Source organism: Streptomyces sp. NPDC021212, from assembly GCF_044332925.1.
Lineage (GTDB): Bacteria > Actinomycetota > Actinomycetes > Streptomycetales > Streptomycetaceae > Streptomyces.
Genome location: NZ_JBIRPZ010000019.1, coordinates 38,980 through 65,838, shown reverse-complemented (window position 1 = coordinate 65,838; position 26,859 = coordinate 38,980). Strand labels below are relative to the sequence as shown.

24 protein-coding genes, 1 tRNA gene and 1 pseudogene are annotated in these 26,859 nt (G+C 70.9%); 16 read left to right on the top strand and 10 right to left on the bottom strand.

Annotated elements, in window-relative coordinates:
• Positions 1–362: 362 nt before the first annotated feature.
• The 5 genes from ACH4SI_RS36955 to ACH4SI_RS36935 all read left to right on the top strand — a co-directional run bounded on the left by ACH4SI_RS36955 (position 363) and on the right by ACH4SI_RS36935 (position 4,418).
• Positions 363–836 (top strand): nuclear transport factor 2 family protein, encoded by a 474-nt coding sequence (locus ACH4SI_RS36955; RefSeq protein WP_359483657.1) that lies wholly within the window; start codon positions 363–365, stop codon positions 834–836.
• Between the two features lie 118 nt (positions 837–954).
• Complete coding sequence (locus ACH4SI_RS36950) at positions 955–1,530, top strand: TetR/AcrR family transcriptional regulator (RefSeq protein WP_398303754.1); 576 nt, start codon at positions 955–957, stop codon at positions 1,528–1,530.
• A 132-nt stretch (positions 1,531–1,662) separates the two neighbouring features.
• On the top strand, positions 1,663–2,502 hold the full coding sequence (locus ACH4SI_RS36945; protein ID WP_089513181.1) for an alpha/beta fold hydrolase: 840 nt from the start codon (positions 1,663–1,665) through the stop codon (positions 2,500–2,502).
• A 274-nt stretch (positions 2,503–2,776) separates the two neighbouring features.
• A complete protein-coding gene (locus ACH4SI_RS36940; protein WP_398303751.1) occupies positions 2,777–3,277 on the top strand; it encodes a Dps family protein in 501 nt (166 codons plus the stop codon).
• A gap of 505 nt (positions 3,278–3,782) precedes the next feature.
• The gene (locus ACH4SI_RS36935) at positions 3,783–4,418 is read left to right on the top strand and encodes a TetR/AcrR family transcriptional regulator (RefSeq protein WP_398303749.1); all 636 of its coding nucleotides are present in this window, start codon (positions 3,783–3,785) and stop codon (positions 4,416–4,418) included.
• 640 nt (positions 4,419–5,058) lie between these two features.
• On the opposite strand, the gene cynS is transcribed toward ACH4SI_RS36935, so the two are convergent.
• Both cynS and ACH4SI_RS36925 read right to left on the bottom strand, forming a co-directional pair.
• Complete coding sequence (gene cynS, locus ACH4SI_RS36930) at positions 5,059–5,529, bottom strand: cyanase (protein WP_089513178.1); 471 nt, start codon at positions 5,527–5,529, stop codon at positions 5,059–5,061.
• Between the two features lie 115 nt (positions 5,530–5,644).
• Entirely contained in the window at positions 5,645–6,262 is a 618-nt protein-coding gene (locus ACH4SI_RS36925) for a carbonic anhydrase (RefSeq protein WP_398303746.1), read from the bottom strand.
• Positions 6,263–6,387: 125 nt separating this feature from the next.
• On the opposite strand from ACH4SI_RS36925, the gene cynR reads away from it, so the two are divergent.
• The 3 genes and pseudogenes from cynR to ACH4SI_RS36910 form a co-directional block, all read left to right on the top strand.
• Positions 6,388–7,296, top strand: a complete 909-nt coding sequence (cynR, locus tag ACH4SI_RS36920) for a transcriptional regulator CynR (protein WP_398303744.1) — start codon at positions 6,388–6,390, stop codon at positions 7,294–7,296.
• Positions 7,297–7,664: 368 nt separating this feature from the next.
• Positions 7,665–8,570: a recombinase family protein gene (locus ACH4SI_RS36915; protein ID WP_398303742.1), complete on the top strand. Its 906-nt coding sequence runs from the start codon at positions 7,665–7,667 to the stop codon at positions 8,568–8,570.
• A gap of 47 nt (positions 8,571–8,617) precedes the next feature.
• Positions 8,618–9,106, top strand: a pseudogene (locus ACH4SI_RS36910) (radical SAM protein); the annotation flags it as partial.
• A 34-nt stretch (positions 9,107–9,140) separates the two neighbouring features.
• On the opposite strand, the gene ACH4SI_RS36905 reads toward ACH4SI_RS36910, so the two are convergent.
• Entirely contained in the window at positions 9,141–10,373 is a 1,233-nt protein-coding gene (locus ACH4SI_RS36905; protein WP_398303740.1) for a tetratricopeptide repeat protein, read from the bottom strand.
• Between the two features lie 350 nt (positions 10,374–10,723).
• On the opposite strand from ACH4SI_RS36905, the gene ACH4SI_RS36900 reads away from it, so the two are divergent.
• A complete protein-coding gene (locus tag ACH4SI_RS36900; protein WP_398303737.1) occupies positions 10,724–11,512 on the top strand; it encodes a helix-turn-helix transcriptional regulator in 789 nt (262 codons plus the stop codon).
• Between the two features lie 18 nt (positions 11,513–11,530).
• Here ACH4SI_RS36900 and ACH4SI_RS36895 read toward each other — a convergent pair whose 3' ends face one another.
• Together ACH4SI_RS36895 and ACH4SI_RS36890 are read right to left on the bottom strand one after the other, a co-directional pair.
• Positions 11,531–11,806 (bottom strand): hypothetical protein, encoded by a 276-nt coding sequence (locus tag ACH4SI_RS36895; protein WP_398303735.1) that lies wholly within the window; start codon positions 11,804–11,806, stop codon positions 11,531–11,533.
• 91 nt (positions 11,807–11,897) lie between these two features.
• Positions 11,898–13,280: an acyl-CoA synthetase gene (locus tag ACH4SI_RS36890; RefSeq protein ID WP_398303733.1), complete on the bottom strand. Its 1,383-nt coding sequence runs from the start codon at positions 13,278–13,280 to the stop codon at positions 11,898–11,900.
• 85 nt (positions 13,281–13,365) lie between these two features.
• On the opposite strand from ACH4SI_RS36890, the gene ACH4SI_RS36885 reads away from it, so the two are divergent.
• Positions 13,366–13,788: a hypothetical protein gene (locus ACH4SI_RS36885; protein WP_398303731.1), complete on the top strand. Its 423-nt coding sequence runs from the start codon at positions 13,366–13,368 to the stop codon at positions 13,786–13,788.
• Positions 13,789–14,044: 256 nt separating this feature from the next.
• Here ACH4SI_RS36885 and ACH4SI_RS36880 read toward each other — a convergent pair whose 3' ends face one another.
• Entirely contained in the window at positions 14,045–15,430 is a 1,386-nt protein-coding gene (locus tag ACH4SI_RS36880) for a cystathionine beta-synthase (protein ID WP_398303729.1), read from the bottom strand.
• 190 nt (positions 15,431–15,620) lie between these two features.
• Between ACH4SI_RS36880 and ACH4SI_RS36875 the strand changes: the two genes are divergently transcribed.
• The 3 genes from ACH4SI_RS36875 to ACH4SI_RS36865 all read left to right on the top strand — a co-directional run bounded on the left by ACH4SI_RS36875 (position 15,621) and on the right by ACH4SI_RS36865 (position 19,537).
• Positions 15,621–16,628 (top strand): SGNH/GDSL hydrolase family protein, encoded by a 1,008-nt coding sequence (locus ACH4SI_RS36875; RefSeq protein ID WP_398303727.1) that lies wholly within the window; start codon positions 15,621–15,623, stop codon positions 16,626–16,628.
• 521 nt (positions 16,629–17,149) lie between these two features.
• Positions 17,150–18,370: an acetyl-CoA C-acetyltransferase gene (locus ACH4SI_RS36870; protein WP_398303725.1), complete on the top strand. Its 1,221-nt coding sequence runs from the start codon at positions 17,150–17,152 to the stop codon at positions 18,368–18,370.
• A 240-nt stretch (positions 18,371–18,610) separates the two neighbouring features.
• The gene (locus ACH4SI_RS36865; protein WP_398303723.1) at positions 18,611–19,537 is read left to right on the top strand and encodes a hypothetical protein; all 927 of its coding nucleotides are present in this window, start codon (positions 18,611–18,613) and stop codon (positions 19,535–19,537) included.
• Positions 19,538–19,562: 25 nt separating this feature from the next.
• On the opposite strand, the gene ACH4SI_RS36860 is transcribed toward ACH4SI_RS36865, so the two are convergent.
• The gene (locus tag ACH4SI_RS36860) at positions 19,563–19,904 is read right to left on the bottom strand and encodes a hypothetical protein (protein WP_398303721.1); all 342 of its coding nucleotides are present in this window, start codon (positions 19,902–19,904) and stop codon (positions 19,563–19,565) included.
• Positions 19,905–20,027: 123 nt separating this feature from the next.
• Here ACH4SI_RS36860 and ACH4SI_RS36855 point away from each other — a divergent pair, with 123 nt between their 5' ends.
• On the top strand, positions 20,028–20,258 hold the full coding sequence (locus ACH4SI_RS36855) for a DUF4287 domain-containing protein (protein ID WP_385446208.1): 231 nt from the start codon (positions 20,028–20,030) through the stop codon (positions 20,256–20,258).
• A 162-nt stretch (positions 20,259–20,420) separates the two neighbouring features.
• Here the strand turns inward: ACH4SI_RS36855 and ACH4SI_RS36850 are convergent, their stop codons facing one another.
• Positions 20,421–21,317: a Bax inhibitor-1/YccA family protein gene (locus tag ACH4SI_RS36850; RefSeq protein WP_398303718.1), complete on the bottom strand. Its 897-nt coding sequence runs from the start codon at positions 21,315–21,317 to the stop codon at positions 20,421–20,423.
• Positions 21,318–21,523: 206 nt separating this feature from the next.
• Positions 21,524–21,606: transfer RNA gene (locus tag ACH4SI_RS36845), tRNA-Leu, on the bottom strand.
• A gap of 402 nt (positions 21,607–22,008) precedes the next feature.
• Here ACH4SI_RS36845 and ACH4SI_RS36840 point away from each other — a divergent pair.
• Positions 22,009–22,791 (top strand): ABC transporter ATP-binding protein, encoded by a 783-nt coding sequence (locus ACH4SI_RS36840; protein ID WP_398303716.1) that lies wholly within the window; start codon positions 22,009–22,011, stop codon positions 22,789–22,791.
• A gap of 77 nt (positions 22,792–22,868) precedes the next feature.
• Positions 22,869–25,415, top strand: a complete 2,547-nt coding sequence (locus ACH4SI_RS36835; protein ID WP_398303714.1) for an ABC transporter permease — start codon at positions 22,869–22,871, stop codon at positions 25,413–25,415.
• Positions 25,416–25,499: 84 nt separating this feature from the next.
• On the opposite strand, the gene ACH4SI_RS36830 is transcribed toward ACH4SI_RS36835, so the two are convergent.
• Positions 25,500–26,825: a class I SAM-dependent methyltransferase gene (locus ACH4SI_RS36830; protein ID WP_398303712.1), complete on the bottom strand. Its 1,326-nt coding sequence runs from the start codon at positions 26,823–26,825 to the stop codon at positions 25,500–25,502.
• Positions 26,826–26,859 lie beyond the last annotated feature (34 nt).

Sequence of the window (26,859 nt, the reverse complement as noted above, 5' to 3'; positions counted from 1 at the left end):
AGACGGCGTCCTGCTCCTTGGCTGCCGGTACGCCGCTTTGAAGGCCGCCGTGCCCGTCGCGTCGGGAATGAGGTCGGCGGGGCAGGGAGCTGGCAGCGGCTGCACGAGGCCGACTCCCTCGTCGCGCGCCCGTTCACGGTGGCTTGCCCCGGAAGTACCTCTCCACCGGCCGAGGCGTCTGCGCGCGATGACCCGACAGGAGGGAGGGCGGCCAGGTCGTGGTCGTGTCGGTCTTGCGCGAGAACCATCGTTCCCGTACGGTTGTGCTTGCCGGCGAGAACGTGCGTTCTCGCGGCAGTGCACCCACGCCAACGGAACTCACGCCCCGCCAGCGGCACACCGACAGACCCAGAGGAAGCGACATGAGTCACGAACCGCGCCCCCCGTTCCCGCCGTTCACCCGGGAAACCGCCATCCAGAAAGTCCGCCTGGCGGAAGACGGCTGGAACTCCCGCAACCCGGAAAAGGTCGCCCTCGCCTATACAGTGGACTCCTACTGGCGCAACCGCGCGGAGTTCGCCACCGGCTACGACGAGATCGTCGCCTTCCTCACCCGCAAGTGGAACCGGGAGCTGGACTACCGGCTCATCAAGGAGCTGTGGGCCTTCGACGGCAACCGCATCGCCGTGCGCTTCGCCTACGAATATCGCGACGATTCGGGCAACTGGTTCCGTGCCTACGGCAACGAGAACTGGGAGTTCGGTGACGACGGCCTGATGCACCACCGCTACGCCTGCATCAACGAACTTCCCATCAAGGAGTCGGAGCGCAAGTTCCACTGGCCCCTCGGGCGCCGCCCTGACGACCACCCCGGCCTGAGCGACCTCGGTCTCTGACTGTGCGCCCCCGCGCCGTGGATCCCGGCCGGACGCTGGTCCACAGCGCAGCGGTTCGCGTGAGGCCGTGCCTGCGGCACCGTGTGAGAACGTTCGTTTTCGAGAATGGGCGGTCGAGGTGGAACTCGAATCGGCCGAGCAGCGGATCCTCGATGCTGCCGAGGAGCTGTTCTACGGCCGAGGCATCCAGTCGGTGGGGATGGATGCGATCCGCGCAGCCTCGGGTGTGCCCCTCAAGCGCCTGTACCAGATCTTCCCTTCAAAGGATGCCCTGGTCGAGGCGTACCTGAAGCGGCGGGACACGAGGTGGCTTCAGGGCCTGGCCCGGTACGTGGACGTCCACGACTCACCTGCGCAGCGGATTCTGGCGGTCTTCGACTGGCTGTACCGCTGGTTCAGCGAGTCGGACTACCGCGGCTGCGGCTTCATCAACTCCTTCGGGGAACTGGGAGCGACGTCCCAGGCGGTGGCCGGCATCGCGAAGGCTCACAAGGAGGCCTTCCGGCGCTATGTCGCCGATCTCGTGGCCGCCGCGGACGCGCCCGCGTGGCTGACCGACCAGCTCGTTCCCCTCGCCGAGGGCGCTATGACCACTGCGGCCATCTCCGGCTCCCCGGAGCCCGCCCGTCACGCCAAGGACGCCGCCCGCACCTTGTTGCGGGCCGCCCATGCGGACGTGGCTACCGCTGCCTGAGCACGCTGTCGCCCTCCCCCGGCCGGCACACCTCGCCGCTGCCGTTCTCCCGGCGCAGCTGACCGTTGCGGCGAAGCCGTCAAGACGCCATGCATGCCGCCGGTTCCCGGCGGCACAGACAAGGAGAAAGACATGCCGTTCGTCACCACGCAAGATGGCACCGAGATCTTCTACAAGGACTGGGGCCCGCGCGACGCCCAGCCCATCATGTTCCACCACGGTTGGCCGCTGTCCTCGGACGACTGGGACGCGCAGATGCTGTACTTCCTCACCAACGGCTACCGCGTGATCGCCAGCGACCGTCGCGGACACGGGCGTTCCTCCGACATCGGCTCCGGTCACGACATGGATCACTACGCCAGCGACGTCGACGCTGTCGTGCAGCACTTGGACCTGCGCAACGTTGTGCACATCGGACACTCCACCGGCGGCGGACAGGTCGCGCGGTACGTGGCGAAGTTCGGCCAGCCCCAGGGCCGCGTCGCGAAGGCGGTGCTCGTCGCGGCGGTACCCCCACTGATGGTGCAGACCGCCGAGCACCCCGACGGTGTTCCCGTCTCGGTCTTCGACGGCTTCCGCGACGCTCTGGCGGCCAACCGGGCGGAGTTCTTCCACGCGGTGGCCTCCGGCCCCTTCTACGGGTTCAACCGTGACGGCGTCCCGCTGTCGCAGCAGGTCGTGGACAACTGGTGGCGCCAGGGGATGACGGGAAGCGCCCTTGCCCATTACGAGGGCATCAAGGCGTTCTCGGAAACCGACCAGACCGCCGACCTCAAGGCCATTACCGTGCCGGTGCTCGTCCTGCAGGGCGACGACGACCAGGTCGTCCCGTACCGGGAAGCCGCCCTCAAGCAGGCGGAGCTCCTGCAGAACGCGACCTTGAAGATCTACGAGGGTCTGTCGCACGGAATGCTCACCGTCAACGCCGGCGACATCAACCCCGACATCCTCGCGTTCGTCCGGCAGCCCTGACCGCGCTTGAGCCGAGACGTCCACGATCATCACCCGCTCAGCGCCCGATGATCGTGAACGTCTCGGCTCAGCCGTCCCCCTCTGCAGACCGCGTGGAGGCCACGCGTTCGCGGGAGTCGGCATCCGGTGAACGGTCCCCTGCCGGGCGGCGCCCAACGACGCACGGGGCCCCGTCGGGCTCGCCCGCTTCCCACCCAGGGGGGCTCCGCGACCGAACCGCCCTCCGCACCTCTCACTGGTCCCCTGGACTCGCACCCTCGAAAGGAACGGCACTATGCACGCATCGCCCACCCTCACGAAGAACCTCCAGGCCGTCCTGGTGGACCTCATCGACCTGCGCCTACAGGGAAAGCAGGCCCACTGGAACATCCTCGGGACCAACTTCCGCGACCTCCACCTGCAGCTCGACGAGATCGTCGACGCTGCTCGCGAGTTCGCCGACGACACCGCCGAGCGCATGCGCGCGCTCTACGCGGTCCCGGACGGGCGATCCTCCACGGTCGCCGCCACCAGCCGCCTCGACCGGTTCCCCGAGGGGGAGATTACGACCCGTGACGCCGTCGACCAGGTGGCCCTGCGCCTCTACCAGGCCACCGGAACCATTCGCGACGTCCACGATCAGGTCGACGAGGAAGACCCGACGACCGCCGACCTCCTCCACGGCTTCATCGGTCGCCTCGAGCAGCTCGCATGGATGGTCTCCGCCGAGAACCGCGCGCCGAGCACTTCCGCGCAGCCGAGCGCCGGCCATGTCGAAGCCGGAGCGATGTTGTAGACGAAGCGGACTTGTCGGCCCAGGGCGCTGGCCACCGTAAGCCCGCGCCCTCCGTGCCGACGGGGTCGGGCAAGTGCGGGAGGAGTCGAGCAGGCGGGCATCGTCGGGACGTCGCAGGACCGCCTCGTGCAGCCGGCCTCCCGCCCGCCCCGGCCCGCGACGAGCTGCGGAAGCGGCGGCGAACAGTGGACTTGGCCACCCCGAAGCACGGAGGCAGGCGCCGCCGCGCACACCCGCTGACCAGCACGTGAGCGGTCACCGCAAAGAGCGTTTCATCATGCGCGTTCAGCGCCGGCTGCGCATCGCCACCGTGTCGGCGGATGCGCCCCGGGCGGGACTTGCGCTCGATCGAGCGGGCAGTGGGCAGTCGGTGACAGACAGAGCCCTCCCGGCTCTGCTCGCGGCGGTAGTCGGAGGGCGACCTGGTCCGCACGGGGAATGCACCTTGCGGGGCGGCGCACTGTACGGTGTGAGAACGGTCGTTTTCTCAGATGAGGAGATCAACGTGGAACTCGAGGCGACTGAGCAGCGGATCCTTGATGCTGCCGAGGAACTGTTCTACGGCCGAGGCATTCAGTCGGTGGGAATGGATGCGATCCGCACCGCCTCCGGCGTGCCCCTCAAGCGCCTGTACCAGATCTTCCCTTCCAAGAACTCCCTGGTCGAGGCGTACCTGAGGCGGCGGGACGCGAGGTGGCTCCGCAATGTGGCCGAGTACGTGGACACCTCCGACGCACCGGAGAAGCGGATTTTGGCGGTCTTCGACTGGCTGTTCCTCTGGTTCAACGAGCCGGACTTCCGCGGGTGCGGCTTCATCAACGCCTTCGGCGAGTTGGGAGCGACCTCGCAGGAGGTGGCCGGCATCGCGAAGGCTCACAAGGAGGCCTTCCGCCGCTACCTCGCCGATCTCGTGGCCGCCGCAGACGCGCCCACTTCGCTGACCGAGCAGCTTGTCCTTCTCGCCGAGGGCGCTATGACCATGGCGGCCATCTCCGGGTCCCCGGACCCAGCCCGACACGCCAGGGATGCCGCGCGCGTCCTGCTGTCGGTCGCTCGCGCGTCGGCGACACCGTTGCCGCAGCAGGCAGTCGCCTCGGCTCGCACCCCGGCTCGCGTTTCCCCCGAGGGTGCCAGCCGGTGAGGTCAGGCGGCCCGGCCCGGCCCGGCCCTGCCCGGCCCTGCCTGGCTGGGAGCCGAGGCCGCTTGGCCGACGGCAGCGGTGCGGCGCCGCGGCCACCAGGTTCTGAGTACGGTGCCACGGCCTGTTCTCTCAGCGTCCGGAGCGGGCACTTCTCGGCGGCACGCTGAGGGATGGCAGGCGGGGCGCCGATGGGCGGCGCGGGTAGGGGCAGCCTTCGCGCGCGCCCTTCCGGTCGCGGGTCGGCGAGGCGGCGGATCCGCGGCGTTCCTGGACCGACCTGGCCGATGTGGCGGAGCGGGCCCGGTCTTCTGCCTCCCAGGCGCGAGCACCTGGGCACCCGGCCTCGGCAGGGGCCAGGGCCGACGGTCGCGCAGCGAGGGATGCGCAAGAATGCGGTCGGAACATGGGCGGTGGGCCCTTGCGCGGCCACGGAGGCCGGTTGAGGCGCGGTCACCGTCCCCGTGTGCCCACGGCGGCCGCGACGCCGGCCTCCCTCTGGCCCCGTGGGGTGGACACGAGGCCGGGGGGTGACGCAGACGTCCGCGTGCGGCGATCCGCGGCGGCGGCTCTGATCACTCGAAGCCGACGGCGGGGCTGCCGGGCACCTCATTGGTGGGCCCCGGCGTGGCCGGTCGCCGGATCAGAACGGCTTGGTGGGCAGGTACTTGCCGTCCAGGGTGATCACCGCCCGCTCTCCGCCGTCGGGGTCGGCGACCTTCTTGACGTCGAGCTTGAAGTTGATCGCGCTGATGATGCCGTCGCCGAACTGCTCGTGGACCAGCGCCTTGAGCGTGGTCCCGTAGATCTGGACAATCTCGTAGAAGCGGTAGATCGTCGGGTCGGTCGGGACGCCGCCGGGAATGGAGCCCCGGGTCGGGATGGCCTGCAGCAGCACGGCCGCCTGCTCGTCCAGGCCCAGCAGCTCGGCGACCGCCTTGGCGGCCGCCTCCGGCAGAGGGTGCTGACCCAGCAGGGCGGCGGTGGTGAATGCGACCGACAGGCCGCTGGCGTCGGCGAGCTGCTGCCAGGTCAGGTTCTTGCGAGTCTTGGCGTCGACGACCTCCTCAGCCACGGCCTGGCGGGCGGCGGGGTCGAACTGGGCGTGCACCATGGGGTGTTCCTTTCCTACGTGCCGGCCCGCACCTCGGCGGGCACAGCGGACTCGATCGGTCGAGGGACCAGGGGTGCCGGACGGCGGCCGCCTGGAGAAGAGGGCGCGGGGCGGATCAGGCCGCGAGGGCGGCGGGCGAGCCCGTGCCGGGGTCGAGCTGGTCGACTGCGCCGGTGGGGATGTCGTAGACCCAGCCGCGGAGCGTGAGCGCCCCCGTCGCCAGGGCCCCGGCGACGCTGGGGTGCGTCTCCAGGCTCGCGAGCTGGGCGATCACGTTGCTCCGCACCAGGGCGCCGACCTTGTCCTCCCCGGCCGTGGGCTCGGCGGCGTGCGCCGCACGGGCCAGGGAGGCGTCCGCGTGTCGCAGCCAGTGGGCGACGGTCGGCAGGGCGGTGAGGTCGTGGTGGTCGGCCAGGGCGGTCATTGCCCCGCAGCCGGAATGACCGCAGACGACGATGTCGGTCACGCCCAGGACGGCCACGGCGTACTCGATGCTCGCCGCCACCCCGTCGGCGCCGGCGGCATAGGCGGGCACCAGGTTCCCGGCCGTGCGGATGACGAACAGCTCGCCCGGCTCGCTCTGCGTGATCAGCTCCGGTACGACACGCGCGTCGGAGCAGCTGATGAACAAGGTGCCGGGCCGGTGCGTGGTGGCGAGGCGCCGGAAACGCTCCGCCTTGGCGGGGAAGACGCCGCGCTGAAAATGTGCGACTCCCTTGGCGAGGTCGTGCATGGCCACTCCTTTTGGCGAGTACCGAAGTCGTGTGGGCTGACGAGATCCACCGTGCATGAGCACTACCTATAGCGTCCAAGACGCTGTGAGCATGAAAGCTATTGGTCTCATCTATAGTCTGTTCCATGGGCTTCGAACTGCGTCATCTGCGCTATCTGCTCGCCGTCGCCGAACACGGCAGCTTCACCCGGGCCGCCGAGTCCCTGCACATCTCCCAGCCCACCCTGTCGCAGCAGATCAGGCAGATGGAACGCGTGGTGGGCGCGCAGCTGCTGGACCGCACCGGCCGTGCCGTACGACTCACCGACGCCGGCGAGGCCTACCTTCACTACGCCCGTCGTGCCCTGCAGGAACTCGCCGCCGCCGAACGCGCCGTCCACGACGTGGCCGACCTCTCCCGCGGCAGCCTGCGCCTGGCGGTCACCCCCACCTTCACCACCTACCTCATCGGCCCCCTCGCCGGGCAGCTCCACGCCTGCCACCCCCACATCTCCCTGAGCATCAGGGAGATGACGCAGGACCGCATCGAGTCCGCCCTCCTCGCCGACGACCTCGATCTCGGCATCGCCTTCCACGGCTCCCACCTGCCCGGCATCACCGCAGAGAACCTGTTCACCGAAACCCTCGGCCTCGTCGTCGGCACCCACCACCCCGACACCGACCGCACCGCACCACTACCGGTGCGCGAACTGGAGGGGCGCCCTCTGGCCCTGCTCAGCAGCGACTTCGTCACCCGCAGGCACATCGACGCGTACTTCGACAGGCACCGCACCACACCGCACATCGCGGTGGAAGCCAACTCGATCCACGCCGTCACCGAGATAGTCCGGCGCACCCCTCTGGCCTCGGTCCTGCCCGCGGCGATCGCCCGCGACCATTCCCACCTGCGCCCCGTCCCTCTAGACCCGCCCCTGCCCGAGCGCACCGTCGCTCTCCTCCGCCGCTCGGACGCCTACCAGAGCGCCGCCGCCCGGGCTTTCGTCCGCCTCACCCGACAATGGGTCGCCTCCAGCGGGTACCCCGCCTCCCCGTGAGACCGCGAAGGCAGGCGCTCGCAGCAGGGGTCACGGTAGGAACGGAACGCAGAGTCCGGGTTACTGTCAAAACTTTTGACGCTCGCGACCGGCAAGGGTGGGCTGCCCCCAATGCGCCGGTAGGCGACTGAACGGTTGTCGGTTGATGTGACCGGACGTGCACTGCCGGTCGAATGGCGGGCGGGGGGCGGAATCAGTCGATTCCGCTCCCAGGCGCAGATCCAATCGGCTCGGCCCGCCGACCTGCCGGAACCGGCCGCCGATCCAATCGAATCCGGTCCACCGTTCCGCCTCCCCATTCAGCCCCCGCTAGAGTGGTCCGCGGCCACCGCCGGGCCCCGCCCGGCCCACCGGGGAGGCGAAGAGCAATGGCCGACCGGCTCTACCTGCGGCACTCCACCGACAAGCAGACCGACGCCCGCCAGCGCCATGCCCTGGCCCCGCTGCTGGCGGCCGGCGCCCCCGTCTACGAGGACCCCGCCACCTCCACCCGGCAGCTCTCCCTCGACCGCCTCGGCTTCACCCGGCTGCTGAACGAGGCCGCCGTCGGCGACACCATCCGCATCGCCGACGCCGCCCGGCTCTTCCGCTCGGTGGCGGACATCCTCGCCCTGCGGCCGGTGCTGATCCGCCGCGGCCTGCACCTGCGAGTCGAGTCCGGGCTGCTGTCCGGCATCGACCTCGCCTCCGACGACCCCGGCACCAAGATGATGGTGAACGTGCTCGCCGCCGTACTGGAGTTCCAACGCGACATGATCTCGGAGAACACCCGCGAAGGCGTCGCCGCCGCCGAAGCCTCCGGCAAGACGCTCGGCCGCCCCGCCGCGCTCGACCCGGAGCAGGCGGCGAAGGTGGTCGAGGCGTTCGGCGAAGGCATCGCCGTCAAGGCCCTCGCCCGGCAGCACCAGGTCGACCCGAAGACGATCCGCCGCGTCCTGGACGCCGCCGGCGCTCGCGAACTGCCCGAGCAGCTCGACGTCCTCCACGACCCGCCCGCCGAGCAGCAGCCGGAGCCGGACCAGGTGGTCACCCTCGACCTGCCCGGCCTGCTTGCCGACCACCTGCGCGCCGCAGGCGACGAAGCTGTTCGCGCGGCGCTCGCCTCCGGCCGGACCATTCGCCGTGGCCAGGGCCACTCGCTCCGGATCACCGTGCCGCTCGAACTCCACCACGCCGTGCTGCAGCAGAGTGCCGTCCTCGCCACCGACACGGCCAGCCCGGCCGAGCGCAAGGCCCACCGGGTCTACGCCACCCGCATCACGGCCGCGACCTGATCATCAGGGGCTAACCGCTAACCACGTCCTGATTGATCCCCGAAGCCGAACGCGTGCAGCGCATCATTGAGCAGCACGGTCGTTCGGTGGTGGTGCGCATGCTCGTGTCGCTGGAGGACGACGGGGCGTCACTGGCCGCCATGCAGGAAGTCGTCGACCACCTCGACGCCGTGCCGGTCCGGAGGATCGTCACAGCGGGTGCGTCGGATCAGCGAGTGCGGTACCGGCTGCCGGACGGGCGGACTCTGTACGCGAAGAGCATCCGGCCCGTGCGCCTCCCGGAGACGTGCGCCGACTGCCGGTTCAACAACCCCGACGACTGCCAAGAGGGAGACTACGGCGTCCGGATGTACCGGGCCACCGACGGGCCATTCATGGTCGGCGTGTGCATTCAGCGGATGGACCTGTGCCTACCGCTCGGCGAGTTCATCATGAGCCAGCGCTGCCGAGAGGTCGCCGCGTTCCGAGACGACGAAGCGGCGAGACTCGCGAAGCTGTACGCGACCCGCATGCCGTCGCCTCAGCATCGGGCATAGCGCCCCCAAGTGGGCCTCGACGGTCAGTGCGGCGTCACGCGAGGGCGGCGGTGATGCGTTCGCGCAGGGCGGCCGCTCGGGGGTCATCGTAGGCGGTGAGCGCGCGCAGAGCCTCTGCCCAGTGCCGCCGCGCCTCCTCCTCGGCCTCCCCCGCCTCGCGCAGCGCACCGGCGAGGCCGTCGAGGGCGAGCGCCGTGTGCCACTGGTCGTCCAGCTCGCGGTGGGTCGCTGCGGCGCGGCGGTGGAAGTCGGCCGCCTCTGCCGGACGCCCGAGCAGGCGGTACGTCTCCCCCGCGCCGTCCCACGCCCGCGCCTCTCGCGCACGGTCGCCGAGGCGGCGTTGAAGCGAGGCGGCACGTTGGAAGGAGATCAGGGCGGCGTCGAAGTCACCGTTCGCCTGCTGCGCCCGGCCCAGCTCCAGGAGCCAGTAGCCCTCCCACATGTGGTTGCGGTGGCTCAGTGCGATCTCCAGCGCGCTCTCGGCGGAGGCCAGCGCCTCGCCTGCCTGGCCGAGGTCCCGCTGAACGGCGCTCAGGATGCGCAGCGCGTTGCCCTCGCCGCCCTGGTTGCCCAGCTCGCGGTGCATCTCCAGGGCCCGTTCGACGAAGGACGCCGCCTCGTCCGGCCGGGCCAATTCGTACGTCACCTCGGCGAGGTTCGCCGTGACGACGGCCTCCCAGTGGGCCGAGTCCAGCTCCCGGAACAGCGCCGCGGCCTGCTCGAAGTGGCTTCTGGCCGCCTCCAGCCGGCGCCCCCGCAGGTGGATCAGCCCGATGTCGTTGAGGGACAGCGCCTCCCCCAGACGGTCCCCCGTCTCCCGGCGGGCGGCGAGGGCGCCCTGGTGGTACTCGGCGCCCTCGGCGAGGCGATGGGACTGCGTACAGGCCATCCCGAGGCTCTCCAGAAGCTCGGCCTCCGCCGTGCGGTCACCCACCCGGCGCGCCGCGCCCAGCCCGATCCGGCTCATGGCGAGCCATTCCTCGAACGGGTTGAGGATCATGTGCACGCTCCGCAGCACCGCCGGCAACTGCCAGGCGATCACGTCGAGACCGGCCTCCTCGGCGGCCCGCGTCGCGGCCAGCAGATTGCCCCGCTCCGCCTCGTACCACCGCATGGCCTCGTCGTAGTCCGCGAAGGAGGCCGCAGTGCCCCCCTCGCTCAGGGGCTCCAGCGGGATGTGGGCCTCTTGCGGGTTGATCCAGGTCTGGGCCGCGTCTGCTGAGTGCAGATACCAGAGCAACACCCGGCGCAACTCGTAGCGGTTCACTGGGCCGTTCCGCCCGTGAATCGGTCGGGCGCCGGACCTGGGCCGACCGCACAGCGTAAGCATTGGCACGGGGGCCACGCCGAGGTGGACAGGGGAGCCAGCGGGTCACTGCTGATGACCACCACTTCGGCGCCCCACGTCCGGCCGCCGTCACGGGACACGCGCATGCTCATGAGCCGTTGCCGTTTTGCTGCTCTGTCCATCACGATCCGCCTTCTCTGCCGCGTTCGGTCGTGATGGTGCCCTCGGCGCCCAGGCCATCGCGACGACAGAAAGGGCGTTGTTCGGGTGTCCCTCAAAAGGCGTCATTTAGATGTCATTGGCGGGCATCTGAGGCTAGCGTGGACATCATGACGACCGAGGTGCACGCACCGAACGACGCATTGCGGGCCGTGCGGATCGGCCTGCGGATGAGCCAGGACGACCTGGCGAAGGCGCTCCGCCGAGCAGGTGTGGAGATGGGCGAGCCGAACGAGGCCAGCAAACGACTGGTCCAACGCTGGGAATCCGGCATCAGCAGGTCGCCGAGGCCGGTCTACATCCGCGCACTGGAGAGGGTCACAGGGGTGCCGGTCGAGTCGTTGGGATTCGTCCCGCAGGTGCCCATGGCAAGGGTCCGAGGCGATGGGACAGGGGGCCATGACATGGCACCGAGCACGGAGGGCATCGTCGGCATCGCCCCCGCGTCCGCCGACACCCGGGCGGCTCAGCAGACGGCCGGGGACAACTTCAGCGGGGTCTGGCTTTCCCGGTACGAGTACTACTCGTCAGGCCGTGACGACGCCTACGAAGGCAGGCATTACGTGGTGCTCGTCCAGCACGGCAACCGTCTGACGGGACGGTCACTGAACGGGGCATCCCTGAACCCCGATTCCCCGCTCTCCCTCGACCTCACCGTCGACCGCAGCGTGGTCACGGGAGCCTGGACCGAGCAGACGGCCACCGATGGCTACTACCAGGGAGCGTGTTACCACGGCGCGATCCAGATGCTCGTGGAGCCGACCGGTCGCCGTATGGCCGGCAAGTGGGTCGGGTTCGGCAAGGACTTCCACGTCAACACGGGACCGTGGGAACTGCGCCTGATGGACACCTCGACCTCGAAGGCGACCCTGGAGCGGTACAGCGTCCCACCGGAGTGACCGGCTCGCGGCGGGCCCTCAAGCCCGGGCGTCGGGGATATCCGGCTTCGCGGCGCTCAGGGTGGCGCCCGGGATGACGACGAGGCGCTCGTCCGGGGCGATGCTGGCGTCGTCGGGGAGCTTCGCGCGATAGGCGTCGGTCAGGTCGCGGCCGATGACCGCGATGTCACCGTTGTCGAGCTGCCAGATGTCGGGGCATCCGTCGCGCCCTCCGGTCTTTCCGAGTTCGCGCGCCGATTTTCCCAATCGGCGCGCGAACGAGGCGGACGGGTCGGCTTCCCAGGCGCGGGCCATCGGTTCCTCCACTCATCCGTCTGTCCGGAATGGCCAACGGTAGACAGGGAGTTCACAGGAGGCAATGGCGCTCGGGGGCCGAAGATCGGGATCAAGCCGGGGGCAGGAGCTTCTTCTGGGGCTTGCCCATGGCGTTGCGCGGGAGGGCGTCCAGGAAGCGGACCTTGCGGGGGCGTTTGTGGACGGAGAGCTGGGTGGCGACGAAGTCGATCAGGTCCTGTTCGCCCACGCCGTCGGCGACGACATAGGCGACGATCTGCTGGCCGAGGTCGTCGTGGGGGGCGCCGACGACGGCGGCCTCCTGGACGGCGGGGTGGTCGAGGAGGGCGTTCTCGACCTCGCCGGCGCCGATGCGGTAGCCGCCGGACTTGATCATGTCGGTGGAGGCGCGGCCGACGATGCGGTGGAAGCCGTCCGGGTCGACGGCGGCGATGTCGCCGGTGCGGAACCAGCCGTCCTCGGTGTACGAATCGGTGGTGGCCTCGGGACGGCCCAGGTAGCCGTCGAAGAGGGTGGGGCCGGTGATCTGGAGTTCGCCGATCTCGGCGCCCTCCTCGGCGACGATCCGGGTGCGGACGCCGGTGATCGGGGTGCCGACGGAGCCGGGGCGGCGTTCGCCGCCGGCGCGGGTGGAGATGGTGATGAGGCTTTCGGTCATGCCGTAGCGCTCGACCGGGCGCTGGCCGGTGAGCTGCTCCAGGTCGCGGAAGACCGGGGCGGGCAGCGGCGCGGAGCCGGAGACCAGGAGGCGGGCGGCGGAGAGGGCGCGGGCGGACTCGGGGTCCTGGACGACGCGGTTCCAGACCGTCGGCACGCCGAAGTAGAGGCTGCCTCCCGCCGCCGCGTACGCCGCCGGGGTCGGCTTGCCGGTGTGGACGAGGCGGCTGCCCGTGCGCAGCGCGCCCAGGACGCCCAGCACCAGGCCGTGGACGTGGAACAGCGGCAGCCCGTGGACCAGGGTGTCGTCCGGCGTCCAGGCCCAGGCATCGGCCAGCCCGTCGAGGTCGGCGGCGACCGCGCGGCGCGAGATCAGGGCGCCCTTGGGCGCGCCCGTGGTGCCGGAGGTGTAGAGGATGAGGGCGGTGGACTCCGGGTCGGGCTCCGGCTTCGTCCACGCCGCCCGCTCGGCCAGGTCCACGGGCACCGTCTCGATCGGCGCCTCGACAGCGGCGTCGCCGGTCAGCAGCAGGGCGGCGCCCGAGTCGCGCAGGATGTGGTCACGTTCGGCGGGTCCGGAGTCCGGCGGTACGGGGACCACGGGCACCCCGGCGAGCAGCGCGCCGACCACCGCCGTCACCGTCTCCGCGGTCGCGGTCGCCCGGACCGCGACGACCGGCGCCCCGGCCACCCGGGCGGCCACCGCGCCCGCGGCGCCCAGCAGGTCCTCGCGTGAGAGGGCACGGCCGCCGACGGTGAGCGCGTCGGGGCGGTCACCGCCCGGCGCGGTGAGGGAGGAGAGGAGGGGTGCGGTCACGGAACTGACTCCTTTCGGCCCCCTGCGCCTTTCGTGGGGGCTGGCCCTACCGACACAGCGTCCCCGTGACCGTACCTTCGTACCCATGAACGCCCATGACCCGGACCTGAAAAGGGAACTCGACGCGACCCTCCAGACCCGCAAGGAGCTGGGCGCGGAATACGAGTCCGAGCTGATCGACTCCTTCATGGAGAAGGTCCGGCAACGCTTCGACGATACGTCGGACCGGGAACTGCGGCGGCAGCGGGCCGAGCGCCAGATGGCCGCCGCGCGCGGCGCGCGCCCGTACGCGGGCGGGGCGGGCGGGGACGGGGAGGCGGCGGGGCTGGGGCTCGGCGAGCGGTTCGCCTTCGTCGGGGTCTCCCTGGTGCTGGCGATCCCGCTGTCGGCGATCGGCGCGGTCAACGCGGGGGTGTCCGGGCTGCTGATCACCTGGTGCGGGATCGTCGGCGTCAACGCGGTGCACGCGCTGGGGTTCTTCTCCCGGTTCCGCCAAGAGCGGCGTTGAGAGGTAATCGCGGGAACCGCCGCACCCCGGCCGGTTGGCCGAGGGCGGGACGACGGCGGTTCCCGCGAGGGACGCGATAGGCCGCGCCCCGGGGCGACCATGGAGGTCCGGGAGCCGCTCCGGATGTCCTTGTCGCCGCATTCTGGGTGTCGGTGCCGTCCTTTCCGACACCCCCTAATCTGCCGGGGCAGTGTTAACGCTGTGCTGCGGTCACGTGACGCTCACGTACCACTTCACCGAAGCGCGAACTCCGGTACTACTTGGCCCCGTTGGCCAGGTACGCGAGCAGATCCTGCCGGCTCACGACGCCCTTGGGCTTGCCCTCCACCAGCACGACCGCCGCGTCCGCCCGGCCCAGGACGGCCATCAGGTCCTCGACCGCCTCGCCCGAGCCGACGTGCGGCAGGGGCGGGCTCATGTGCTTCTCCAGGGGGTCGGAGAGGGAGGCGCGCTGGGCGAACAGGGCGTCCAGCAGCTCCCGTTCCACGACCGAGCCGATGACCTCGGCGGCCATCACGTCGGGGTGTCCGGCGCCGGGCTTCACGATGGGCATCTGCGAGACGCCGTACTCCCGCAGGACCTCGATGGCCTCGCCGACGGTCTCGTCGGGGTGCATGTGGACGAGCGACGGCAGCCCGCCGGCCTTGCCCTGGAGGACGTCGCCGACGCGCACGGCCGGGCCGTCCTCCTCCAGGAAGCCGTAGTCGGCCATCCACTCGTCGTTGAAAATTTTACTAAGGTATCCGCGGCCGCTGTCCGGGAGCAGCACGACGACCACGTCGTCCGGGCCGAGCCGCTTCGCGACCTCCAGCGCGCCGACGACGGCCATGCCGCAGGAGCCGCCGACCAGCAGCCCTTCCTCCTTGGCGAGCCGCCGGGTCATCTGGAAGGCGTCCTTGTCGGAGACGGCGACGATCTCGTCGGCGACGGTCCGGTCGTACGCGGTGGGCCAGAAGTCCTCGCCGACGCCCTCGATGAGGTACGGGCGCCCGGTGCCGCCGGAGTAGACGGAGCCCTCGGGGTCGGCGCCGATGACCTTGACCCGGCCGTCGCTCACGTCCTTCAGATACCGGCCGGTGCCGCTGATCGTGCCGCCGGTGCCGACGCCCGCCACGAAGTGGGTGATCTTGCCCTCCGTCTGCTCCCACAGCTCGGGGCCGGTGGTCTCGTAGTGGGAGCGCGGGTTGTCGGGGTTGCTGTACTGGTCGGGCTTCCATGCCCCGGGGGTCTCGCGCACCAGGCGGTCGGAGACGTTGTAGTACGAGTCGGGGTGCTCGGGGTCGACGGCGGTCGGGCAGACGACGACCTCGGCGCCGTACGCGCGCAGCACGTTGATCTTGTCGGTGGAGACCTTGTCCGGGCAGACGAAGACGCACTTGTAGCCCTTGCGCTGGGCGACCATCGCGAGGCCCACGCCGGTGTTGCCGGAGGTCGGCTCGACGATGGTGCCGCCGGGCTCGAGCGCGCCGGACGCCTCCGCCGCCTCGATCATGCGTACCGCGATGCGGTCCTTCACCGAACCGCCGGGGTTGAAGTATTCGACCTTGGCCAGGACGGTCGCCCGGATGCCCTCGGTCACGGTGTTGAGCTTTACCAGCGGGGTGTTGCCGACCAGCTCAATCATCGATTCGTAGTACTGCACGCCTGCTCCTGGTCCGGAATCCGCGGGATCTCCGCGTCGGGACGGCCGCGTCGCGGGCCCGTACAGCCAGCTTATTGCGCGGACCCGCCCGCCGACCCGTGCGGTTGTGGTCGGGTACGCAGGGGGCACCAACTGGTTGGCAAGGCGTACAAAGGTACAGAAGGCGTTCGGACGGAGGTGGGCTGGACCGATGTCGATGTCGAGGGCGAGGGTTGCGCGGCGGATCGCCGCAGCGGCGGCGTACGGGGGCGGCGGGATCGGGCTGCTGGGCGGGGTGACCGCCGTGCTGTTGCTCACCGAGGTCTCCTTGGCGAGGCGGATCGTGGGCGGGTCGGAGGAGGCGCCGCCGCGCGCGGACGGCCGCTACGGCTTCGCCTTCGCCCGAAGGACCGGCCAGCCCCCGCTGCGGCTGGCCTTTCTCGGCGACTCCACGGCCGCCGGACAGGGCGTCCACCGCCCTAGTCAGACGCCGGGCGCGCTGCTGGCCTCGGGGCTCGCGGCGGTGGCGGAGCGCCCGGTGGACCTGCGGAACGTGGCGCTCCCCGGCGCGCAGTCCAGCGACCTGGAGCGGCAGGTCACGCTGGTGCTGGCGGATCCGGAGCAGCTGCCGGACGTCTGCGTCATCATGATCGGCGCGAACGACGTCACCGGGCGGATGCCGCCCGCCCAGTCCGTGCGGCTGCTGGCGGAGGCGGTGCGGCGGCTGCGCGAGAGTGGCTGCGAGGTCGTGGTGGGCACGTGCCCCGACCTGGGCACCATCGAGCCCGTCTACCAGCCCCTGCGCTTCGTCGCCCGCCGCCTCAGCCGCCAGCTGGCGGCGGCGCAGACGATCGGGGTGGTGGAGCAGGGCGGCCGTACGGTGTCGCTGGGCGATCTGCTGGGGCCGGAGTTCGCGGCCAATCCGCGGGAGCTGTTCGGCCCGGACAACTACCACCCCTCGGCGGAGGGGTACGCCACGGCCGCGATGGCCGTGCTGCCCACGCTGTGCGATGCGCTCGGGCTGTGGCCGGAGGAGGCGCCGGAGACCCGCGACGAGGGCATCCTGCCGGTGGCCACGGCGGCGGCCGCGGCCGCGGCGGAGGGTGGCACCGAGGTGACGGCCGCGCGGGGGCCGTGGGCGCGGCTGCTGCGGCGGCGGCAACCGGCCGGGGAGGTCCCTGCCGAGGACTCCACCGAGGTCCCGCCGCTGCCGCGCTGATTTCCCCCACGCCGCCCCTCCCCGAACCGGGGCTCAGCCCCGGACCCCGGCGGGGGCTTCGCCCCCGAACCCCCACCGGGGCTCCGCCCCTGGACCCCACGTGGGGGTCCGCCCCCACACCCCCGCTCCTCAAACGCCGGAGGGGCTGGGTTCGCGGGTGATCCGCCCGGAAGGAATGGGTGGTGCGCCCGGAGGGGGCGGGCTGCTGGCCTTGGGTCCCGCCCCGCGGGTTCGGGGTGCGGGGCCGGCCGGGCTGGGTGTTGCTCCTCGCCGTCGGCGCTGGACCCCACTCCCCCGAGGCGGAGCCCCGGAAGCCGGATGGGGCTCGGGGGCCGGGGGCGGAGCCCACGGTTTCGGGAAGGGGCGGGGTGGGGAAAAATCACCGCCTCCGGCCAGCTGAGCGTACGCTTAGAAAAAAGAGTTCCGCGTCACAGCACTCGCCCCGTGACCCCCGCTCTACGTACGGGTAACTTCCCTCACAGTCCCACGTCGCACCCCCCGATCCGCCCCATGGAGCCGTGATGCCCGAAGCCGTGATCGTCTCTGCCGCCCGTTCGCCCATCGGCCGTGCCTTCAAGGGGTCGCTCAAGGATCTGCGTCCCGACGACCTGACGGCCGAGATCATCCAGGCGGCCCTCGCCAAGGTTCCGCAGCTCGATCCGCGGGAGATCGACGATCTGATGCTCGGCTGCGGCCTCCCGGGCGGGGAGCAGGGGCACAACCTGGGGCGGATCGTGGCCGTGCAGATGGGCATGGACCACCTCCCCGGCTGCACCATCACCCGGTACTGCTCCTCGTCCCTCCAGACCTCGCGGATGGCGCTGCACGCCATCAAGGCGGGCGAGGGGGACGTGTTCATCTCGGCGGGCGTCGAGATGGTGTCGCGCAGCGTCAAGGGCACCTCGGACGGGCTGCCGGACACCCACAACCCGCTGTTCGCCGACGCCGAGGCCCGTACGGCCGCGCTGGCCGAGCAGGAGGGCACCGACTGGCACGACCCGCGCGAGGACGGGCTGATCCCGGACCCGTACATCGCGATGGGGCAGACCGCCGAGAACCTGGCCCGGCTCAAGGGGATCACCCGCGAGGACATGGACGCGTTCGGCGTGCGGTCCCAGAACCTCGCCGAGGAGGCCATCAAGAAGGGCTTCTGGGAGCGCGAGATCACCCCGGTGACGACCCCCGACGGCACGGTGGTGGCCACGGACGACGGGCCGCGCGCGGGGACCACGCTGGAGGGCGTGCAGGGCCTGAAGCCGGTCTTCCGCCCCGACGGCCTGGTCACCGCGGGCAACTGCTGTCCGCTCAACGACGGTGCCGCCGCCCTCGTGATCATGTCCGACACCAAGGCGCGCGAGCTGGGCATCACCCCGCTGGCCCGGATCGTGTCCACCGGCGTCTCCGGCCTCTCCCCCGAGATCATGGGGTACGGACCGGTCGAGGCGTCCAAGCAGGCGCTGTCCCGGGCCGGGCTGGCGATCGGCGACATCGACCTGGTGGAGATCAACGAGGCGTTCGCCGCGCAGGTCATCCCGTCCTACCGGGACCTGGGCATCGACCTGGACCGGCTCAACGTCAACGGTGGCGCGATCGCGGTGGGCCACCCGTTCGGTATGACCGGCGCCCGCATCACCGGCACGCTGATCAACTCGCTGCAGTTCCACGACAAGCAGTTCGGTCTCGAGACCATGTGCGTGGGCGGCGGCCAGGGCATGGCGATGGTCATCGAGCGGCTGAGCTGAGCCGGATCACGGCACATACGCGGCCCGAACGCGAGTTGTGACCCAATCTCCCCCAGGATGTGACCAACGTCCTGGGGGAGCCCCGTCCCCCCAGCTCAGCTAGGGTGGGCGGCCCCCTTCCGGGCAGGGACTTCGGTCCGCCGGGTGACGTCATGCACTGACGCCGAGAGGCGAACCGAGTCAAGCTGAGGTAGGAATTCGGGGGATCGACAGCAACCGGGAGTTACGTCAGTGAGCCCCATGACCCTTGCCCTCCTGCTGGCCGCGGTGGCCGCCACGGCCACCGGCGCCGCAGCCCTGCACACCGCGCGCGGAGTGCGGCGGCAGATCACCGAGCTGCGCGCCGAGCTGGCCGCCACGGTCGCCGCCGCCGCCGGCCGGGCGGACCGGTCCGGGGAGGACGCCGTCACGGTGCCCGCCGCCCGCGCCACTCCCGCCGCCGAGATACGCGCGGCCGTCGCCGACGCGCTCGCCGAGGAGCGGGAGCGCGAGCTGGCCGAGGCACGGGCGTTCTGGGCCGCCCAGGAGGCCCGGGACTCGGCCGGGACGTCCGACGTCCCCTCGCTGCTCGGCGGGCTGGCCGGGCTCGGCGAGGACGCACCGCAGCACGACACTCCGCACGACGCGCAGCTCTTCGTGCCCCGCCAGGCCGATCTGGCCGGTCTGGAGCCCCTGCTCGGCCTGGACGCGCTGGGTCCGGACGCCCAGGAGCCGGAGGAGCCGATGGAGCTGGAGGTGGGCGCCGAGGTCGGCGCGGAGATCGGCGGCGAGACGGAGCAGGAGGCCGAGGCGGTCGAGTCGCCCGAGCTGGCCGCCGCGCGCCGCCGCCACCCCTCGCACCCCGACTTCACGCCCTCGTCGCCGATCGCCGACCACGACCGGACCGTGGCCCGGCTGACCGAGCTGGCGGAAGCCCGTACCCCGCTGGCGGACGTACGCCCCGGCCCGCTCGGCACGCTCGACGTGTACGTCTTCGCCGACGGCACCACGATCTGCATGACCCCGGGCCACCGGGAGACGGCCGAACGGCTGGCGGAGGCGCTGCGCGAGGGCACCGCCCCGGTACTGCTCGGCGGCTCGGGCGTCTCGGGCGCGTACGCGCTCACCTTCGGCTGCGGGGACGAGAACGTGTATGTCCTCGCCGACCGCGTCATCGCGTCGCTGTAGTCGCCGTACACCTCGTAGGCGGGTCTCAGAACCCGCAGCGCCCGGCCGCCGCCTCGACGAGCGCGACCGCCTCGGCCACGCGCCCGTCCTCATCGCTCTCCGCCGCGCCACCCGGCGCGCGCTCCAGCGCGTGCACCAAATCATGACCGGCCACCGCGACCTGGTCGGCGATCATGAACATCCCCGCATCCGGCATGATCCGCGGCGGGCTCCCGGGCTCCTCCAGACGCTGGGCCCGCACCGACAACTCCCTCGCCAGGGCCAGTCCTTCGGCCGCCGCGCCCTGGCTCAGCCGGGACTGCGGAAGGGTGCGCAGCCGGTCGGCGAGACGGTCGACGGCACGGAGCAGGGGGGTCGCATCATCCACGCCAAGAGCGTATGCGCCACCCACGGACTGTTGCCAACGGCCGAACACTCAGGCACGGTGAGCTGAAGGACCCCACCCGGGTGCTTGAACCCGGGTCCGGAATGACCGCGTCCGGAGGCGCCGATGTCCCAGATCTTCTCCGACGAGACTCACCGGAACCTACTCTCCCGCATCCCCCAATGCACCGGCCGTGACATTGCCGACTGGCTGCGCACGGTAGACGAAGGTCCCGCCTTCTTCCGCTTCGAGGAGAAGGTCAGCTGGCTGCGGGGCGAGCACCAGCTCGCCTATGGGCACGCCAAAGCGATCATCCACGAACACGACCTGAGGCGCGCGGCACGCAAACTGCTGTAGCAGCCCCCTGCGCCCGCTGCCTGGAGGCAGAAGCGTGTATCACAGACGGGCACGACATGAGAGCGGCTCAGACCGCAGAAGACCGCGAAGGGCCCGTGGAGGCGATCGCCTCCACGGGCCCTTCGACTGTCCGGACCGCCGGGGGCCGTCGGCCCCCGGACGCTAGTCCCTGAAGATGGAGATCAGCCGGAGCAGCTCCAGGTAGATCCACACCAGCGACAGCGTCAGACCGAACGCGGCCAGCCAGGACTCCTCGCGCGGAGCGCCGTAGCGGACGCCGTCCTCGACCTGCTTGAAGTCCATCGCCAGGAACGCGGCACCGAGCACGACGCCGATGATCCCGAAGACGATGCCGAGGGGGCCGCTGCGGAAGCCCAGGCCGTCACCGCCGCCGAAGGCGACGAACAGCAGGTTGACCGCCATCAGCAGCAGGAAGCCGATGGCCGCCGCGATCACGAAGCGCTGGAAGCGCGCGTTCACCCGGATGAGCCGGGTCTTGTACGCGGCGAGCACACCGACGAAGACGGCCATCGTGCCGAGGACCGCCTGCATCGGGGCGCCGGACCAGCGCTCGTTGTAGACCTGGCTGATGACGCCGAGGAACAGCCCCTCGAAGAGGGCGTATCCCAGGATGAGCGCGGGCGACGCCTTGCGCTTGAACGCCTGCACGAAGCCCAGCACCATCGCGACCAGCGCGGCACCGAAGCCCACACCGACCGGAAGGTGCGCGATCCAGGCGACGGCGGCGGCGACGATGACGGTGCCCAGCGTCATGCCGGTGCGCATGACGACGTCGTCCATCGTCATCCGGCCGGTCTGCTGACCGGCCGGGGGCGCTCCGTACATCTGCTGGAGCTGCTCGGGCGTCAGATTCTGCTGGGCACCGGCCGCATAGGGATTGGTCGGTGCCTGCTGCGCTTGCGCATACGGGTTGGTGCCCGCGTAGGGGTTGCCCTGGGCTGCGGCGGGGCCCCCGGCCTGCTGGGCCGCGCCGAAGCCGGCGTAGCCGCCGCCGCGGCTGAACCCCCGTCGCGAGAAGACCGGGTTGCTACTCCTCATCTCACTCCTCCATGGCCGCCCTGCGCGACCTTGACTCAAGAGTAATGGGTAAGCAAAGAAAGCACCCTAGTGCCCAAGGAGGATCTTTTCACGCGTGCGCACAGGGCGCGAGGCCCCCTGGGAGCCGATGCGGGACCGGACAAAGGCCCTGGTCGTACGGTGGGCGACCGGTTGCGCACGCAGAGTGCGCCCATGAGATCTGGAGGTGCCCGGAACCGGACTTGAACCGGTACGCCCGCGAGGGGCAGCGAGGTTTAAGCTCGCCGTGTCTGCATTCCACCATCCGGGCAGCGGCTCACCCTGGGGGCACGAAGTACGTACCTCCCTCCCCGCAGGAGAGCAGGACGAGCCTATCCGGGCCGATGGACCCGAACAGCGAACCACCGGACCGAGGTTGTCTTATTTTATTGGCAACTGAGGGCCCATCAGCAGTGGGTCAGGGTACCCGCCGATGCCGGCGCCCGACCGGACCTGCTTATATGCCCTGTGACCCCTTTGACGGCGGATTGACGCAATCTCGATGCCCCCGTTCGGGGGTCCTCTCCTACCCAAGGAGGAGTCCGGCCGACGCGCCTACGACCCGAGTCGCGCACCGAAACCGGAGGAGCGGCGGATCCCGTCCCCCTTTACGGCAAGGACGATGGAAGGACGTCCTGGCCGACCAGCACCCGCACGACAGGAGCTCCGCACCGTGACCACCACCACCTCCGGCGTCGAGACCGCCGCCCGTTCCACGACGGCGGCAGCCCGAGCAACGGACCTCTCCAAGGTCTACGGACAGGGCGAGACCCAGGTCGTCGCCCTGGACTCCGTGTCCGTCGAGTTCCGGCAGGCCGAGTTCACCGCGATCATGGGCCCCTCGGGTTCGGGCAAGTCGACGCTCATGCACTGCATGGCGGGCCTGGACTCCGTCTCCAGCGGCTCGGCCCGCATCGGCGACGTCGAGCTGACGGCCCTCAAGGACAAGAAGCTCACCCAACTGCGCCGCGACAAGATCGGGTTCATCTTCCAGGCGTTCAACCTCCTGCCGACGCTGAACGCGCTGGAGAACATCACCCTGCCGATGGACATCGCGGGCCGTAAGGCCGACCCGAAGTGGCTGGATCAGGTCGTGGAGACGGTCGGTCTGGCCGGGCGGCTCAAGCACCGCCCGAGCCAGCTCTCCGGCGGTCAGCAGCAGCGTGTCGCCGTCGCCCGCGCACTGGCCGGCAAGCCCGAGATCATATTCGCGGACGAGCCCACCGGTAACCTCGACTCCCGCTCCGGCGCCGAGGTACTCGGCTTCCTGCGCAACTCGGTGCGCGAGCTGGGTCAGACGGTCGTCATGGTGACCCACGACCCGGTCGCCGCGGCCTACGCCGACCGGGTGGTCTTCCTCGCCGACGGCCGGATCGTGGACGAGCTGCTGGATCCGACCGCCGACTCGGTGCTGGACCGCATGAAGCGGTTCGACGCCAAGGGCCGTACGAGCTGACGCGAGGCGCGCGTCCGTCACCGCACACCGCGAAGAAGCCTCCGCCTCTCTCACCTTCCTCCCCGGGACTGACTTCCATGCTCCGTACCGCCCTGCGCAATGTGCTTGCGCACAAGGCCCGGCTGCTGATGACCGTCCTCGCCGTCATGCTCGGCGTGGCCTTCGTCTCCGGCACCCTGGTCTTCACCAACACCATCTCCGCCGCCTATCAGAAGAGTTCCGAAAAGGGCTTCGACGGCGTCGACGTCGCCATCACCCCGCACAAGTCCGACTCCGGCTCGGGCATGCCAGGCCCCACGCCGCGGCTCAGCCAGCAAGTGCTCGACAAGGCGGCCAAGGTGGACGGCGCCGCCTCCGCCACCGGTGTCGTCAAGGGCTACAGCGCCCTCGCCGACCGCAACGGCGACCTGCTCGGCGGCGGCTTCTCCACCCTCGGCGGGAACTACTACCCCGGTCCCGACGGCAAGGACCCGCGGTACACGATGACCGAGGGCCGCGCGCCCAAGGCCGCGGGCGAGATCGCGCTCGACTCCAAGTCAGCCAAGAAGGGCCACTACAAGGCCGGTGACTCCATCCGGGTGTCCGTGAACGGCCCGGTGCGCACCGAGAAGATCTCCGGCGTCTTCACCACCGACGACGGCAATGTGGCGGCGGGCGGCAGCCTCGCGCTGTACGACAACGCCACCGCGCAGAAGCTGTTCGCCAAGCCCGGCCAGTTCGACGAGATCGACGTGAAGGCCGCCGCCGGGACCTCGCAGGCCGCGCTGAAGTCCGCGGTCGACAAGGTCCTGCCGCAGGACGCCCGGGCCACCACCGGCCAGAAGCTCGCCGACGACCAGGCCGAGCAGATCAAGCAGGGCATGAGCAGCATGCAGACCGCCATGCTGGTGTTCGCCGGGATCGCGCTCTTCGTCGGCATCTTCATCATCGCCAACACCTTCACCATGCTGGTCGCCCAGCGCACCAAGGAGCTGGCCCTGATGCGGGCGGTCGGCGCGAGCCGCCGTCAGGTCACCCGCTCGGTGCTGATCGAGGCCACCGCCGTCGGCGCCGTCGCGGCCGTCGTAGGGCTCGCCGCCGGTGTCGGCATCGGCGCCGGGCTGCGCTCGCTGCTCAGCTCCACCGGGGCCACCGTCCCCGACGGCCCGCTGATCATCGAGCCGACGACCGTGGCGGCCTCGCTGCTCGTCGGCGTCGTGGTGACCGTGCTCGCCGCCTGGCTGCCGGGCCGCCGCGCCGCGAAGATCCCGCCGGTCGCCGCGATGAGCAGCGTGCACGCCACGCCGACGACCCGCGGCCTGGTGGTGCGGAACACGATCGGCGCGCTGCTCGCCGCGGCCGGTGTCGCGCTGGTGCTGTACGGCTCCGGCCAGGGCATGGACGGCAAGGGCCCGATGGCGTTCGGCGCGGCGGTCCTGGTGATCGGCGTGTTCGTGCTCACCCCGCTGCTGTCCCGGCCGCTGATCGCGGCGGCCGCGCCGGTGCTGCGGCTCTTCGGGATGTCCGGCAAGCTCGCCCGGCAGAACGCGGTGCGCAACCCGCGCCGTACCGCCGCCACCGCCTCCGCGCTGATGGTCGGCCTCACTCTGATCACCGGCATGACGGTGATCGCGGGCAGCGTCCAGAAGGGCATCGACCAGATGGCCTCGGACGGCCTGAAGTCCGACTACGTCGTCAGCATGGGCGGCGCCGGCGGGGCGCCGCGGCCGCTGTCCCCGGACGTGGCCAAGAAGCTGGAGAAGCAGCCCGAGGTCACCGCGGTCAGCCCGCTGCGCCAGGCCCCGGCCAAGATCGGCGGCGAGACCGACTCCCTGACCGGCGTCAACCCCAAGGCCATCACCGAGCTGGTCGGCGTGGACTTCCGCCACGGCTCGTTCTCCGGCTTCGGCGGCCAGAAGGTCGTCGTCGACGGCAAGACCGCCGACAGCAACCACTGGAAGGTCGGCTCGGCGATCCCGGTGACGTACCAGGACGGCCGCAGCGGCAAGCTGACCGTCGGCGGTGTGTACGAGGGCAACCAGATGATCCGCGGCGTCATGGTCGACGCCGCCACCATCACCCCGCACATGGCCACCGTCACCGACTTCCAGGTGATGCTGAAGACCAAGGGCGGCGCGACCGAGGCCAACAAGGACAAGCTGACGAAGGCGCTCGGCGACAACCCGGCCCTCCAGATCCAGAACAAGAAGGACATCTCCGACAGCATCGCCAAGTTCTTCACCCTGATGCTGAACATGCTCTACGGCCTGCTGGCCATGGCCGTGATCGTCGCGGTGCTCGGGGTCATCAACACCCTGGCCATGTCGGTCTTCGAACGGTCGCAGGAGATCGGCATGCTGCGTGCCATCGGCCTGGACCGGCGCGGCATCAAGCGGATGGTGCGGCTGGAGTCGCTGGTCATCTCGCTCTTCGGCGGGGTGCTCGGGATCGGCCTCGGCGTCTTCTTCGGCTGGGCGGCCGGTGAGCTGATCTCCACCGGTCTGACGACCTACGAACTGGTGCTGCCGTGGGGCCGGATGGGCCTGTTCCTGGCGATGGCCGCGTTCGTGGGCGTGCTGGCGGCCCTGTGGCCCGCGCGCCGGGCGGCCAAGCTCAACATGCTGGAGTCCATCAAGGCCGAGTAGCGCCCTGGACGTAGCCGAACGGGCTTGACGCGCTTCCCGCGCGTCAAGCCCGTTCCGCGTTTGTCCCGGCGTTGTCCAGCGCCGTCAGCCCCGCCAGTCGCGGGTCCGCAGCGGCAGCCCGGAGGCGCCGCTCTCCGGCGTACGGACGGCGAGGATCTGGTTGACGCCGATCCGGTTGCGTTCGAACGACAGGGCGCAGGCCGCCATGTAGAGCCGCCAGACCCGGGCCCGGCCCGGGGAGGTCAGCCGGACGGCCTGCGGCCAGGACCGCTCCAGGTTGCCGACCCAGCGGCGCAGGGTGAGCCCGTAGTGCTCGCGGATGGCCTCCACGTCGCGCACCTCGAAGCCGGCCTCCTCCAGCTGGGTCACGGTCCGGCCGACGGGGGCCAGTTCGCCGTCGGGGAAGACGTAGCGGTCGATGAACTCGTCCACGTGGTACGCCTCCTCGTCCGGCTCGGGGCGGCGGCCGATCTGGTGGTTCAGCAGCCGCCCGCCGGGGACCAGCAGCCGGTGCAGGATGCCGGTGTACTCCGCGTACCGCACGGAACCCACGTGCTCGGCCATGCCGATCGAGGAGATCGCGTCGTACGGATCGTCGTCGATCTCGCGGTAGTCCTGCACCCGGATCTCGACCTTCTCGGTGAGCCCGGCGTCCGCGATGCGCTTGCGGGCGTACGCCGCCTGCTCCTCGGAGAGCGTGATGCCGACCGCGCGCACCCCGTACTCGCGCGCCGCGTGCAGCACCATCGAGCCCCAGCCGCACCCCACGTCCAGCAGCCGCTGACCGGGTTCCAGCGCGAGCTTGCGGCAGACCAGGTCGAGTTTGGCCCGCTGGGCCTCTTCCAGCGTGGTGTCGGCTCTCTCCCAGTACGCGCACGAGTAGACCATCGAGGGGCCGAGCACCAGCTCGTAGAACTCGTTGCCGACGTCGTAGTGGTGGCTGATGGCCTGTTTGTCGCGGCGCAGCGTGTGCAGCGGGCCGCGGGTCGCCCCGGCCTCCTCGCGCGGCGGGGCGGGCGGCAGTCCGGGGCCGGCGAGGGCGAGCAGATCGCGGACGGTGGTGCGGGTCTTCGGGTCGCCCAGGGACCGCAGGGCCTTCAGGGCCGTGGCGAGGCGGTTCGAGCGCCGGGATGCGGGCTCGTCCCGCTCCCACAGCAGTCCGGCCAGCTGTTCCAGGGCCTCGTAGAGATCGCCCTCGATGTCGAGATCGCCCGCGACCCAGGCCCGGGCCAGTCCGAGTTCACCCGGCTTCCACAGCATCCGGCGCAGCGCCCGGCGGCGCCGGAGTACGAGGACGGGGGCGCCGGGCGGACCGGTCTCGCTGCTGTCCCAGGCCCGGATGCGAAGGGGGAGCGGGGCTCCCAGCACCCTCTCGGCCAGGGCGGCGAGTCGCGCGGCGGCGTCGGTCATGTCGGCACACCTCCATGATGGCGAGTCAGGGAAG